Origin of the sequence: Tistrella mobilis, assembly GCF_039634785.1 — a bacterium.
Lineage (GTDB): Bacteria > Pseudomonadota > Alphaproteobacteria > Tistrellales > Tistrellaceae > Tistrella > Tistrella mobilis.
On sequence record NZ_JBBIAB010000001.1, the window covers coordinates 572145 to 584600 of the forward strand.

13 protein-coding genes are annotated in these 12456 nt (G+C 67.6%); 7 read left to right on the plus strand and 6 right to left on the minus strand.

Annotation, left to right across the window (positions count from 1 at the left end; genetic code table 11):
• Positions 1-134 precede the first annotated feature (134 nt).
• On the minus strand, positions 135-1055 hold the full coding sequence (locus WI697_RS02735) for a chorismate mutase (RefSeq protein ID WP_014743660.1): 921 nt from the start codon (positions 1053-1055) through the stop codon (positions 135-137).
• A 302-nt stretch (positions 1056-1357) separates the two neighbouring features.
• On the opposite strand from WI697_RS02735, the gene metX reads away from it, so the two are divergent.
• On the plus strand, positions 1358-2572 hold the full coding sequence (gene metX, locus WI697_RS02740) for a homoserine O-acetyltransferase MetX (protein WP_385997876.1): 1215 nt from the start codon (positions 1358-1360) through the stop codon (positions 2570-2572).
• Between the two features lie 41 nt (positions 2573-2613).
• The gene (metW, locus tag WI697_RS02745; RefSeq protein WP_062770250.1) at positions 2614-3261 is read left to right on the plus strand and encodes a methionine biosynthesis protein MetW; all 648 of its coding nucleotides are present in this window, start codon (positions 2614-2616) and stop codon (positions 3259-3261) included.
• Between the two features lie 9 nt (positions 3262-3270).
• On the opposite strand, the gene WI697_RS02750 is transcribed toward metW, so the two are convergent.
• A complete protein-coding gene (locus WI697_RS02750) occupies positions 3271-4533 on the minus strand; it encodes a GAF domain-containing sensor histidine kinase (RefSeq protein ID WP_062770203.1) in 1263 nt (420 codons plus the stop codon).
• Positions 4534-4888: 355 nt separating this feature from the next.
• Here WI697_RS02750 and WI697_RS02755 point away from each other — a divergent pair, with 355 nt between their 5' ends.
• From WI697_RS02755 to WI697_RS02765, 3 genes are all read left to right on the plus strand, one after another.
• Positions 4889-5878: a TRAP transporter substrate-binding protein gene (locus WI697_RS02755; protein WP_014743664.1), complete on the plus strand. Its 990-nt coding sequence runs from the start codon at positions 4889-4891 to the stop codon at positions 5876-5878.
• A 99-nt stretch (positions 5879-5977) separates the two neighbouring features.
• Positions 5978-6490 (plus strand): TRAP transporter small permease, encoded by a 513-nt coding sequence (locus WI697_RS02760; protein ID WP_062770206.1) that lies wholly within the window; start codon positions 5978-5980, stop codon positions 6488-6490.
• Positions 6491-6494: 4 nt separating this feature from the next.
• Complete coding sequence (locus WI697_RS02765) at positions 6495-7772, plus strand: TRAP transporter large permease (RefSeq protein ID WP_041604769.1); 1278 nt, start codon at positions 6495-6497, stop codon at positions 7770-7772.
• On the opposite strand, the gene WI697_RS02770 is transcribed toward WI697_RS02765, so the two are convergent.
• Positions 7744-8520: a class I SAM-dependent methyltransferase gene (locus WI697_RS02770; RefSeq protein ID WP_014743667.1), complete on the minus strand. Its 777-nt coding sequence runs from the start codon at positions 8518-8520 to the stop codon at positions 7744-7746. The two genes, WI697_RS02765 and WI697_RS02770, sit on opposite strands and share 29 nt — an antisense overlap.
• A 199-nt stretch (positions 8521-8719) precedes the next feature.
• On the opposite strand from WI697_RS02770, the gene gloB reads away from it, so the two are divergent.
• Positions 8720-9499, plus strand: coding sequence for a hydroxyacylglutathione hydrolase (gene gloB / locus WI697_RS02775; protein WP_062770212.1), 780 nt, complete (start codon positions 8720-8722; stop codon positions 9497-9499).
• Positions 9500-9652: 153 nt separating this feature from the next.
• Positions 9653-10258, plus strand: a complete 606-nt coding sequence (locus tag WI697_RS02780; RefSeq protein WP_062770215.1) for a glutathione S-transferase family protein — start codon at positions 9653-9655, stop codon at positions 10256-10258.
• Between the two features lie 33 nt (positions 10259-10291).
• Here the strand turns inward: WI697_RS02780 and WI697_RS02785 are convergent, their stop codons facing one another.
• The 3 genes from WI697_RS02785 to phbB all read right to left on the minus strand — a co-directional run bounded on the left by WI697_RS02785 (position 10292) and on the right by phbB (position 12386).
• On the minus strand, positions 10292-10705 hold the full coding sequence (locus WI697_RS02785; protein ID WP_062770218.1) for a hypothetical protein: 414 nt from the start codon (positions 10703-10705) through the stop codon (positions 10292-10294).
• 105 nt (positions 10706-10810) lie between these two features.
• Positions 10811-11563, minus strand: a complete 753-nt coding sequence (locus WI697_RS02790; protein WP_062770221.1) for an SIMPL domain-containing protein — start codon at positions 11561-11563, stop codon at positions 10811-10813.
• Between the two features lie 97 nt (positions 11564-11660).
• Positions 11661-12386 carry an acetoacetyl-CoA reductase gene (gene phbB / locus WI697_RS02795; RefSeq protein ID WP_014743672.1) on the minus strand — a complete coding sequence of 242 codons (726 nt, stop codon included), beginning with the start codon at positions 12384-12386 and terminating at the stop codon, positions 11661-11663.
• Positions 12387-12456: the final 70 nt, after the last annotated feature.

Consider the following 12456-nt stretch of genomic DNA (forward strand, 5'->3'; position numbering starts at 1 on the left):
GGTCTCCACTCATCGTCAACCGCGGCCCGTGCAAGGCCGTGCGCAGGAATGTCGCGGCTGCCGGGCGGATCACTGTCTCTGGTCTTCTGGCCCGGGGGCGCGGGCATTCTGCCGATGCGGGGGCGGCCGCCGGCTTATTCGGCCGGCGGCGCGGGGTATCGCAGTTCCTCGGCCGAAAGCGGCGTGGCATATCCGCCGATCGGGATCACCCGCACGGCCACGTCGTTGAAGCAGCCGGCCAGGCGGCCCAGCCGCTCGTCGCCGGCCCCGACGAATTCGGCCACTTCCAGAAGATGGGTGCGCAGATTGGCCGGGCCACCGGTCACGTGGCTGTCCACCCAGCGGGCCTTGAGCCCCGCGCGGTCGAAGCCTTCGAACAGCCGGTCGCGGCTGATTTCGGAGCCTTCGAGTTCGACGGCGATCAGGGTGCGGTCGTCGCCGGTTGCCTCGGGCTCGAGGGTGGCGATCACCAGGCCGTCCAGATCCTGAGCCCGGCTGTTGGGCATGCGGACGAAGGGCAGGCGGGCGATGACCTTCGGTGTGCCCGGCCGTTCGCTGAACAGACCGCGCCACCAATGGGCATCGCCATCGGCACCGCCGGTCCCCGGAATGGGAAGGACGCCCACCGTGGCATTGCCCGAGCTGACCTCTGCCAGGACGTCGGAAGCGCTGCGCCAGGCATGCATCGGGGCGAAGGAGCCGAAATGGTCGCGGGAAAGATCCCAGTACTCGCCGTCGCCGCGCGTATCCAGCACCGCGACCGAGAACGGACCTTCCAGACACAGCGACCCGATGATCATCTCGCGCCACAGCCGGAGCAGGACCGGTCGCGGGAAACGTCCGCGATGCTGGGCGTTCAGACGGCGCAGCATGCGCGCCTCGCGGCCGGGGCGGATGAAGCTGACCTGCCCCCAGGCCTCGCGCTTGATCTCACCCACACGCTCCACCAGCTCCGTCCGGCGAACGATCAGGTCATGGAGATCGTCGTCGATGGTGTCGATCTGCCGGCGCAGCGCATCAAGGCGTTCTTCGGGCGTCGGTTCCGTGCTGGACATGGGCGGCGCGATCTCCGGGAACACGCGAGGCGCGTGGGTGCGGCCGGCGCGGTCGATCGTGGACGAGGGGGGACGGGCGGACGGGCATCGGACGGGAACGGTCGGCGCGGCAGGTGCGGCTGCGTGCAGACGCCGCGCGCCACCGATCGTCGGGCGTCCGCTGCCCGGCGTCCATTGATAGTCGCGGGCACGGTCAAAATCAAAGAAAACGTTGACACTGGCCGGGGGGCGGCCGCTAGCTGTCTTCCCAACTGGTCGTCATAATGCGATCGGGATGCAACCTGAGATGAGGGGAGGCGTCCATGGCCCCCGATGCCGGGCGGGCCCCAGACGGGCCGGAGGATCCGACGCCGGAGGGTCCCGGACAGAATGACCGGTGGGCGCCCGACGGCGTCACCCGCATCGCATGTCTGGCCGTGGACAAGCCGATGCCGCTCGATTGCGGCCGCAGCCTCGGGCCGATCGAGATCGCCTACACCACCTTCGGCCGTCTGAACGCGGCGCGGTCGAACGCCATTCTGATCTGTCATGCCCTGACCGGCGATCAGCATGTGCTCGGCACCCATCCGGTGACCGGCAAGCCCGGCTGGTGGGAAAACCTGGTCGGCCCCGGCCGGGCGATCGATACCGACCGCTACTTCCTGATCTGCTCCAACATCCTGGGCGGCTGCATGGGGTCCACCGGCCCTGCGGGCATCGATCCCGCGACCGGCCGGATCTGGGGGACCGATTTCCCGGTCGTGACCATTGCCGACATGGTGCGTGCCCAGGCCCTGTTGATCGACCATCTGGGCATCGAGCGGCTGTTCGCGGTGGTCGGTGGTTCCATGGGCGGCATGCAGGTGCTGCAATGGGCGGCATCCCTGCCCGACCGGCTGTTCGCGGCGGTGCCGATCGCCACGGCGGCCCGTCATTCTGCGCAGAACATCGCCTTCCACGAAGTGGGGCGCCAGGCGATCATGGCCGATCCCGACTGGCATCACGGGCGCTATGCCGAGCATGGCAGCCGGCCGGTCAAGGGGCTGGCGGTGGCACGGATGACCGCGCACATCACCTATCTGTCCGAAATGGCGCTGCACAACAAATTCGGCCGGCGGCTGCAGGACCGGGGCGCGCGTTCCTATGGTTTCGATGCGGATTTTCAGGTCGAAAGCTATCTGCGCCATCAGGGCAGCACCTTCGTCGACCGGTTCGACGCGAACAGCTATCTCTACATCACCCGCGCGATGGACTATTTCGATCTGGCGGCCGATCACGGCGGTGTGCTGGCCCATGCCTTTCGCGGCAGCCGGGTCCGGTTCTGCGTGATCTCGTTCTCGTCGGACTGGCTGTTTCCGACGGCGGAGAGCCGTGCCGTGGCGCGCGCCATCGCGGCGGTTGCCGGCAATGTCAGCTTCACCGAGATCGAGACCGATCGCGGCCATGACGCCTTCCTGCTCGACGAGCCGGTCTTCGCCCGCATCGTCGAAGGCTTCCTGGACGGCGTGGCGGGGCATGCGGGGATCGACCGGACATGACCAGATCCTTCTCTCCGCCGGCCGACGACCGGATCCGGCCGATGGGCCCGGGGGTCATCCGCGACGCGCATGGCTATCCGGCGCTGCGGCCCGATCTGGACCTGATCGCCGGCATGGTGGAGCCTCAGGCCCGGGTTCTCGACATCGGCTGCGGTGACGGGGTGTTGCTGCACTATCTGGACCGGGTGAAGGGCTGCGACGGCCGCGGCATCGAGATCAGCCAGCAGGGCGTGCAGGAATCGGTCGCTCGTGGCCTGTCGGTGATCCAGGGCGATGCGGACCACGATCTCGACTTCTTCCCCGATGATGCCTTCGACGTGGTCGTGCTGAGCCAGACCCTGCAGGCGACCCGGCGGCCGGACATGGTGATCCGAAATCTGGTGCGCATCGGCCGACGGGCGATCGTGTCCTTCCCCAATTTCGGTCACTGGCGCTGCCGGATGCATCTTCTGGTCCGCGGACGGATGCCGCGGACGCGCGGACTGCCCTATGCCTGGTACGACACGCCCAACATCCACCTCTGCACGATCACCGATTTCGTCCGGTCCTGTGCACATGCCGGCGTGCGGATCGAAATCTCGCTCGCGCTCGACAGTCGCGGCCGGGTGGTGCGCCGCAATGCGCCGGACGGCTATGCCAATCTGATCGGCGAGATCGGGATGTTCGTGCTGAGCCGCGACCGGGGGTGATGCCGGCGGTCAGGCGGCGGGCAGGGTGACGCGAACCGTGGTTCCGATGCCTTCGGTGCTGTCGATATCGAGCCGGCCACCCTGCAATTCCATCAGGCTGCGCGAGATGTAGAGGCCAAGCCCCGTGCCCTGATGCTTGTGATCGCTTTCCACCCGCACGAAAGGCTGGCCGAGACCGGCCAGCCGGCTGGCCGGGATGCCGATGCCCTCGTCACTGACCTCCAGCCCGGCATGATCCTGATCCGGCCGGAAGATCCGCAGGGTGACCCGGCCGTCGGGCCGGTTGAACTTGAGGGCATTGCTGACGAGGTTGAGCGCGACCTGGGTCAGCGCCCGCCGGTCGCCGCGGGCGGTGACCGGCGTATCCGGCGCCCGGATCTCCACCGCTTTCGCATCCGCCCCGGCCATCGCAAGGGCGTCGGCGGCAACCCCGGCCAGGTCCACCGGTTCCGCAGCCAGCGTCATGCGCCCGGCCTCGATCTTGGACAGATCGAGCAGATCGTCGATCAGGGTCAGCAGGTGCCGGCCGCTGGTGGCGATGATCCGGGTATAATCCTGATAGCGCGGAGAGCCGAGGGGGCCGTACATCTCGGCCGACATGATCTCGGCGAAACCGATGATCGCGTTCAACGGCGTGCGCAGCTCGTGGCTCATGCCGGCAAGGAAGGTGGTTTTGGTCGCGCTGGCGGCCTCGGCGCGGGCCTTGGCTTCGAAGACCGCATCGTCTGCCCGTCGCCGCCCGATCGCCACGGCGGCGAGTGCAGCCATATGTGCGGCCGTCCGCAGATGCTGGCGGGTAGGGCCGCGGCGATCGGAGAAGTAGATCGCGAATGTGCCGATCGTCCGTCTTTCCGGATCACGGATCGGCGTGGACCAGCAGGCTCTGAGCCCGGCGGTCTCTGCCAGATCACGATAGTCGGCCCAAAGCGGACTCTCGCGGATATCCTCGACCACGACCTGGCGGCCGGTATAGGCGGCTGTGCCGCATGAGCCGGCCGAAGGTCCGATCTCCAGGCCGTCGATGGCGGCATTGTAGGCCTGCGGGAGGTGCGGAGCCGCGCCATGACGCAGCTTCCGGTCGTCGTCGATGAGCAGGACTGAACAGGCCGATCCGTCGATCAGGCGTTCCATCGCCGTGCAGATGATGGTCAGCACCCGTTCAAGCGGCCATCCCCGGGCGAGTGCGCGCAAGGCTGCCCGATCGGCCGCGGCGAGCGTGCGCCGCCAGGCGGTATCGGGTTTGACCGGAAAATCTGGAGAGTTGCGGCTCATGGGGGCGGCCGATCTGTGGTCGGACGCTTGCAGGATCACCCAGCCTGCCCGTTGTGCGCAACAGCAAAGGCCCGGCTTCCACGCATGCGCTCGTCCAACATGTGGATCCAGGGGAGACATGGCCCCGCCCGCAGGATAAAACAGAAGAGCGCGACGATATGCCCCTTGGGAAAATATGCCTCTCGGGGGTGTGCTCCTTGGGGAAGGGGCCCTGGCAGACCGGGAAGTGTCGTCGCCGCACCGGAACGAGCCGCGGCCAACGGCGGCCGGGGGACGGAGCTCCGGCGCCCCGCGCCTGAACCGGCCCCGCCGGACGATGAGAAGAACGAGGGACCTTAGAGGGAGGAACGTCCTGATGAAACCGACGATGCTCGGAACGGCTGCGGCCGCCCTGCTCGGAATGGTGATGTTCGGCGGTGCTGCGGTCGCCGCCGACCCTGTGACGCTGAAACTGGGCTACAGCCTGCCGGCCACGTCGCATTACGGCGTCGGCGCCCAGGCTTTCGCGGATGCGCTGGCGGAAAAGACCGATGGCCGGTTCAAGGTGGAGATGTTCCCCTCGAACGCGCTGGGCGGTGAGCGCGAGATGATCGAGGGCGCCCAGTTCGGCACCATCGACCTGGTGGTGACCTCGACCGGCCCTGTGGGCAATTTCGTGCCCGAGACCCTGGTCTTCGACATCCCCTTCCTGTTCCGTGACTACGCCCATGCCCGCGGTGTGCTCGACGGCGAGATCGGTCAGGAAGTGCTCGACAAGTTCCCCGAGCGGGGCCTGATCGCGCTGGCCTGGGCGGAGAACGGCTTCCGCCATCTGACCAACAGCAAGCAGGCGGTGACCGAGCCCGAGGACGTCAAGGGCCTGAAGATCCGCACCATGCAGAACGACGTGCATATGCGGGCCTTCACCACGCTCGGCGCCCTGCCGACGCCGATGGCCTTCCCGGAGGTGTTCACCGCCCTGCAGCAGCACACCATCGACGGCCAGGAAAACCCGATCCCGGTGATCGTGTCGGGCAATTTCGCCCAGGTGCAGAAGTATCTGTCGCTCACCGGCCATGTCTATTCGCCGGCGCTGTTCATCATGGCGCCGTCGCGCTGGGAGGAACTGTCGGACGAGGACAAGGCGGCCTTCAAGGCGGCGGCCAAGATCGGCGCCAACGCCATGCGCAAGCAGGTGGAGACCTTCGAGGCCGACGGCATCGCCAAGCTCGAGGCCGCCGGCATGACGGTGGTCGAGCATCCCGACAAGGCGCGCTTCCTGGAAGAGCTGAAGCCGGCCTATGCCGAATACGAGAAGCGGTTCGATCCGGAGCTGATCAAGCGCATCCGCGACTGGAAGCAGTGATCCCTTCCCGCCGGACCTGACCCGTGACGGCCCGGTTTGCCTCCCTTCGTATCCCGGGGCGGCTGCCGGGTCGTTCACGCCTCCGATCGGTGGGGCCACATGATCATTCGTCTGATTCTCGCCGTGGACCGGGTGCTGACCGGTCTTGCGGTTCTCACCGCCATGATTGCACTCGCCCTGGCGGTTCTCCTGGGGTTCTGGCAGGTGGTGGCGCGGTTCGTGCTGGCCCAGCCCAGCCCGTGGACCGAGGTTGCCATCCAGCTGCTGATCGCCTGGATGGTGTTTCTGGGCGCCGCCGGTGCCTTCCGGACCGGTGCCGCGGTTTCGGTGGATCTGGCGCGCCGTGCCCTCAAGGGGCGTGCCCGGCTCGTGCTGGATGTGGTCATCGCGGCGGCATCGGCCGGCTTCCTGATACTCGTCGTCTGGCAGGGCTGGATCGTGGTCCGCCGGGTGCGGTTCCAGAATCTGGCGGGTCTCGACATTCCGGTCAGCTATGCCTATGCGGCCCTGCCGGTCGGGGCGGCCTTCTGCATGATTGCGGTGCTGGCGCGGCTGCTCGATCCCGAAAGCCGGCGCGAGGAAACCGATCCCTCGCTCGAAACGCAGGTCTGACGCCATGACCGCGGGTATGCTCATCGCCATGCTGGTGCTGCTCGGGCTCTCCGTCCCGGTCGGCATCTCCGTCGGTCTGGCCGCCGCCGTCGGCGTCTATGCCTTCACCAAACTGCCGCTGCTGATCGTGGTGCAGCAGCTGTTCATCGCCGTCGACAAGTTCCCGCTGGTCGCGGTGCCCTTCTTCATCCTGGCCGGCAACGTCATGGAGCGGGCCGGGATTTCCCAGCGTCTGGTGGACTTCGCCAAGGCGCTGGTCGGCGGTCTGCGCGGCGGCCTCGCCGTCACCTGCGTCCTGACCTGCATGATCTTTGCCGCGATCTCGGGCTCGTCGGTCGCCACCACCTTCGCCATCGGCGCGATCCTGATCCCGGCGCTTGCCCGTCATGGCTATCCCAGGCCGCACGCCGCCTCGCTGCAGGCGGTTTCGGCCGAGCTGGGGGTGATCGTGCCGCCCTCGATTCCGCTGATCCTCTATGGCGTGTCGGCGGAGGTGTCGATCGGCGAGCTGTTCATCGCCGGGTTCGGCCCCGGGCTTCTGATTGCCTCGGCGCTTGCGGCGACCGTGCTGATCTGGTGCCGGATCAAGGGCTGGGGCGCGCGCGACGGCGAAGACCGGCTGCCGCTCTTCACCGCCGGCCGGCGGGCCTTTGCCTCGCTGATGTTGCCGGTGGTGGTTTTGGGCGGCATCTATGGCGGTGTCTTCACGCCGACGGAAGCCTCGGTCATCGCCGTGGTGGCGGCGCTGGTGATCGGTTTCGTCTTTCACCGCGAACTGAAGCTTCGTGACCTGCCGGTGATTTTCCGCAAGTCGGTGATCTCGTCATCGGTGATCATGTTCATCATCGCGGCGGCGGGGCTGTTCTCGTATCTGATCACCCAGGCAGGCGTGCCGGCGGCTCTGGGTCGGTATCTGGCCGACACCTTCTCGGGCCCCTGGGCCTTCCTGATCGCGGTCAATGTGGTGCTGTTCGTGGTCGGTATGTTCATCGAGACCTCGGCCTCGATCATCGTGCTCGCACCGATCCTGGCGCCGGTCGCGATCGCCTTCGGCATCGATCCGGTGCATTTCGGCATCATCATGGTGGTCAATCTGGCGATGGGCATGTTCACCCCGCCCTTTGGCGTGAACCTGTTCGCAGCCAGCGCCGTGGCCCGGGTGCCGTTGAACCGGATGGTGCCCTATCTGCTGCCCTTCATCGGGGTGGTGATGCTGTGTCAGGCGGTCATCACCTACTGGTCGCCGCTGGCGCTCACCCTTCGCGATCTCGTCTATCGCTGAGCGTGGCCGTGCGCGCCGGGGCCCAGGCCCCGCGCGCACGGCTGCGGACCGCCAGCCGGGCCGGCGCCCGACGTCCCCCGGGCGGGGTGGCGGCATAGACCTGTTTCTGTGCCTCGATAACCACCACACCGCCCACCGCCGGCAGCCAGCGCCGGCCGAAATGCTCGATCGGTCCCGCCAGCCGCAGGAACAATCCGCGCTCGGCAGGCGGGGCGAACAGGGCGGTCTCGGGGGCGCCGGTCACGAACATGGCATTGCGCAGCAGCCGGGTCAGCTGTCCGGTGCTGAAGGGGTGGCCGTGGCCGAAGGGGGTGCGGTCGACCCGTGCCCAGATACCGCGCCGGTTCGGCACCACCACCACCAGCCGGCCCGAGGGGCGCAGCACCCGCCAGCATTCCCGCAGCAGGGTCTGGGCGGCGGGCGCGAATTCCAGCGCATGGACCATCAGCAGCCGGTCGATGCTCTGATCGGGATAGGGCAGCTCTGCCTCTTCGACCAGGGTCACCAGATTGGGCCCCTCATGGGGCCAGACATGGCCGCCCTGAGGGGCGGGCATGGCGGCGATCACCCGGCCGGCCTCGCCCAGAAAGGGGCGCAGGAAGGGCGTGGCGTAGCCGAGGCCCAGCAGGGTTTCGGCCGGTCCGATTCGTGGCCAGATCCTGCGGACCTCGCGACGGAGCAGGCGCTGGGCGATCCGGCCGCCACGCGACTGGTAGAAGTTCCTGAGGTCGATGATGTCGTGCCACATGGTGGCGCGATCCTCCGGCGGCGGGTTCGGACGGCGTGCCCTGGCGACATGTCCGGCAGCAGCCCCCAAGATGGGGGCGCGAAGAGCCCCCGGCAAGGCGCCGCACCGTCGCACGGCGGCTGGCCGGACGTGTTATGATGATGGAAAATGGCCGGCATAAGGCCGGGCAGCCCCTTCCGGAGCCTCGAGGACGAGCCAGATGATCCGCATCGATGTCGAACGCATTCCCTGCCTCTCGGACAATTATGTCTGGATGATCAAGGTCGACGACGACGACCAGCCCACCGCGACCGCGATCGTCGATCCGGCCGAGGTCGGGCCGGTGGTGGCGGCGCTGGAGCGTGCCGGGCGGCAGCCGACCCATATCCTGAACACCCATCATCATGGCGATCATGTCGGTGGCAATCTGGAGCTGAAGGCGCGCTATGGGCTGACCATCGTCGGACCTGCGGCAGATCGGGCACGCATCCCCGGCATCGATATCGCGCTGGCCCAGGACGAGGCCTATGATCTGGGGGGGGCGGTGGCACGGGTTCTGGACGTGCCGGGCCATACATCGGGCCATATCGCCTGGTATTTCGAACGGCACGGCGCGCTGTTCTGTGGCGACACCCTGTTTGCGCTGGGCTGCGGGCGGGTGTTCGAGGGCACGATGCCCCAGATGTGGCAGTCGCTGCTGAAGCTGCGCGATCTGCCCGACGACACCACCGTCTATTGCGCCCATGAATACACGCTGTCCAATGCCCGGTTCGCGCGCGGCATCGACCCGTCCAATCCCGCTCTGGCGGTTCGGGCGGAGGCGGTGGCACGGGCGCGGGAAGAGGGGCGGGCCACCGTGCCGTCGCGTCTTGGCGACGAAAAGGAGACCAACCCTTTCCTGCGGGCCGACGATCCGGTTCTTGCGGCGGCGATGGGGCTTGCCGGCCGACCGGCCGAGGATGTCTTCGCGGCGATCCGCAGTGCCAAGGACCGGGCCTGAGCGGCGCCTGCGCCCGGGGGCTGCGGCCGATCGGTGGTTCCACCTGATCGGGATCTGCTCTACCGTTCTCGACCGGGAGAAACGCCAGGATTTCCTGCCCGACATTCCGCGTCGGGCCGGGAAGATGTGGCCGATCAGAGAGACCTGCGGTCCATGAAGCTGTACTACACGAACACCTCGCCCTTTGCGCGTATCGTGCGCCTCGCAATCCTGGAACTCGGCATCGCAGACCGGCTGGAGATGGCCATCGCAGACCCATGGACCGAAGAGTCCGGGCTCTACCGGGTGAACCCTCTCGAGAAGGTGCCTGCGCTTGAACTGGATGACGGTCGGATCCTGGTCGACAGTCTGACCATCGCCGAATATCTGGATCGCACCCTCGGCGGCAACCGTCTGCTGCCGGTCGATCCGGAGGGCTGGGTGGCGGAGCGTCGCCTGGCTGCCCTCGGTCATGGCATTACCGAGGCAGGTGTCGCCCGGCTGATCGAGCGGCTGCGCCGGCCGGAGCCCTATCGCTGGGCGGGCTGGGACGCGCGGCAGAAGGCAAAGATGGTTCGCACACTCGATCTGCTTGAGGGTGAGGCCGCCGGTTTCGCCGGCACCGATCCCAGCCTTGGACGAATCGCACTGGCCGCGGCGCTGGGCTATATGGATTTCCGTTTCGCCGACGATGCATGGCGCGACGGGCGGCCTCGCCTGGCAGAATGGTATGAAGCGATGTCGGCGCGCCCGGCCATGCAACAGACCATGCCGGGCTGAACTCCTGGCGATCTCATGCCGGAGACCGGTGCCTCACTCGGGCATGGCGGCAAGCCATGCATCGAGGGCATCACGGTCTCCGGCCGGCACCAGCAGACAACCCGCCTGCAGGTCGACCTTGAACACGGTCGGCGCAACGGGCCGGATCATACCGGTGGTACGGCAAGCCGCCCCGGGCACAACCAGATGCTCCATCGGCGACATCTCCTCCGTCTCCCTTCCCGCTGCAGCCCTCGCGTGGTGAGACCGCATCAGTAGGCGTTCGTACAGCAGCAGCAGGTCGTCGATGAGCGCTTCCAGCGCAGCATCGTCATCCTCCTCGGGATCTGCCTCGTCGAACCATGCGAGCCGACACGTCAACGCCGCGCTGGCGTCGTTCAGCTCCGCCTCGAATGAAGGCGACTGATCGTGCAGCCGTTGAAGGGGGAGAAGAGTGCTCTTGAGCATCCGGGGGCTCTGGGGTGATTGCCGACCCCGTCACTCTGCCCCTTCCGGCCGGTTCACGCAGCCCCGACGCTGCGGCCGCATGCGGCCGCAGCGTCGGGGCAGGTCTCACGGCTCCAGAAGCAGCTCTGCCTGGACGGTCAGGCGCAATGTCCGTTCGCCCGGTTCGATCGACGGGGCCGCCATGTCGGACGCCGCCATCGCTTCCATGCGCATCGCCTTGAACGGGATCGGCTGGGGCGTTCCAGGGCCGCTTCCCGGACTCAGCGCCCGGATCTTCACGGTGCGGGTCCCGATTTCCTTGCCGATCAGATCGGCACGCGCCCGGATCTGACGAATGGCTTCGAGTGTCAGCTTGTCGCTTTCCGCCCGGGCGCGTTCTTCCGACACATAGGTCGACAGATCCTGCAGCACCAGACCCTGAGCCTGGAGCTTGCCGGCAAGCTCGGCGAGCGCGGTCATGTCGGCGCTGTCGAGTTCGATCGTCTGCCGGCCGTTCCAGACGCGGGCCTGGTCTTCCTGGTCGATCGGATAGACACCATAGCCGCCGGTTTCGACCTTCACGGGCGCTGCTTCACGCGCCAGTTTGAGGGCGGCTTCGATCTTGCGGTTGATATCGGCCTGAACCTTCGCCGCATCGGCGCCGCGTTCCTCGGCCGCCAGCGTCGCCCGTGCACGATCGGCGGCGACGGTGGTGGTGGCGGTCTCGGACAGGGTCAGCACGGTGGCTGCGTCGGGCACATCGCGTTCGGCGCGTGCCGGCGATGGCGAGGCGGCGGCCAGGGCCGCCAGCAGGGCACCAAGGGCGACCGCAGCGCGCAGGCGGCGGGTCGGCGACAGGGTGGCGAGGGGGCTGGTCATGGGTCGGTGTCACCTTCCGATGATGGATCGGCAGTGCGGCGACCGGCCCCGAAGCGGGGGCCCGCCGGCCATGGTCGTGGCCGGCGGGCGGAACCGGTCAGCCGGCGATGTACTGGGCGCCGTTGACGGTGAGGGTGGCGCCGGTGATGAAGCCGGCATCCTCGGCAGTGAGGAAGCTCACCGCGCGGGCGATCTCTTCGGCCTTGCCCAGGCGGCCGACGGGAATGGTCCCGATAATCTTCTGCAGCACCGCCTCGGGAACCGCCGCAACCATTTCTGTGTCAACATAACCGGGGGCGATCACGTTCACGGTGATGCCCTTGGACGCGGCTTCCTGTGCCAGCGCCTTGGTGAAGCCGATCATGCCGGCCTTGGCGGCCGAATAATTGGCCTGGCCGATCTGGCCCTTCTGGCCGTTGATCGAGCTGATGTTGACGATGCGGCCATAGCTGCGGGCGCGCATGCCTTCGATCACCAGGCGGCACATGTTGAAGATCGAGGTCAGGTCGGTGCGGATGACGTCGTCCCACTGGGCCTGGGTCATCTTGTGCAGGGTGGCGTCGCGGGTGATGCCGGCGTTGTTGACCACCACGTCCACCGGCCCGAGATCCGCCTCGACCTTGGCGATGCCCTCGGCGCAGGCCTCGTAGCTGCCCACGTCCCACTTGTAGACGGCGATGCCGGTCTCCGACGAGAACGCCTGTGCCGCGGCGTCGTTGCCGGCATAATTGGCGGCGACGGTGAACCCGTCCGCCTTCAGACGCTCCGAAATCGCACGGCCGATACCACGCGTACCGCCGGTGACGATTGCCACTCGTGCCATCTTCCCTGGCCTCCTGGATCTAGGCTTATTGGACTGCTCTGGGTCTCGCTCCCCGCCGGACCCGCCGCCT